Consider the following 746-nt stretch of genomic DNA (forward strand, 5'->3'; position numbering starts at 1 on the left):
AGATGTGTATAAGAGACAGGTGCCAGGGTGTGCCACATTTGGTGTGCAAAGGTGTGCCACTGACACAAACGCGCCATAGGCGCGCATCAGTTCTGACGTTTCAAACTGACGATGGCCTTGAGTGTCCAGGCCATACGAAACAAGGCCTGTAGCCATATCACGATAAAGTGAGCGACGGCTTCTGCCGGTCAGGGTCATCGCTTCCTTGAGGGTGTGCCAAACCATAATTTTTGGAGTGTACCAAAGTGTGCCAAGGTGCAAGCTTAATGCAGATAAGGTCGGTAAGGCCGAACAGGGAAGGATTTCGGCTATAGGGGGAAGGATTCCGGATTGACCTATTGCCCTGTCCAGTCCGGAGAGGCAATTCTGCTGGTTAGAACAAGATCGTCAGCACTGAGAATATCGGACTGATAGATCAGGGCGCTTTGCTGGTTCTCCAGGGCGGCAATTTTCGCGGCATTGGGTACCGCGGCGGATTGCTCTTGGTCAATCAAGTGATTCAACTCGCCGATCTGCATCAGCAGACGGCTACGGGCCACATCGTAGTTGGCCCACTTGCTGGCAGTCGTCATAGTCACAGCTCCAATGCCATCTGATCGGTTTTTGTGATGGCAAACACGAAGCCGATAATCTTCCTGCCTTGCCTACGTGGTTCAGCTGTTACAGCTAGATCTGTACCCGCATTTAGCTCTTTTAGGGCTGGTTCTAGCACCCACCGGCGCATGTCTTTCACGTTAGTGTATTTA

Annotated in this window: 2 protein-coding genes; both read right to left on the minus strand. The window is 51.9% G+C overall.

Annotated features, from left to right (window positions below; genetic code table 11):
* Positions 1 to 335: 335 nt before the first annotated feature.
* On the minus strand, positions 336 to 572 hold the full coding sequence (locus tag QN399_RS26110) for a hypothetical protein (protein WP_330201926.1): 237 nt from the start codon (positions 570 to 572) through the stop codon (positions 336 to 338).
* A 2-nt stretch (positions 573 to 574) separates the two neighbouring features.
* Positions 575 to 733, minus strand: a complete 159-nt coding sequence (locus tag QN399_RS26115) for a replication initiation protein (protein ID WP_330201927.1) — start codon at positions 731 to 733, stop codon at positions 575 to 577.
* Positions 734 to 746 lie beyond the last annotated feature (13 nt).

The sequence above is a fragment of the Pseudomonas sp. 10C3 genome (assembly GCF_036346185.1).
GTDB lineage: Bacteria > Pseudomonadota > Gammaproteobacteria > Pseudomonadales > Pseudomonadaceae > Aquipseudomonas.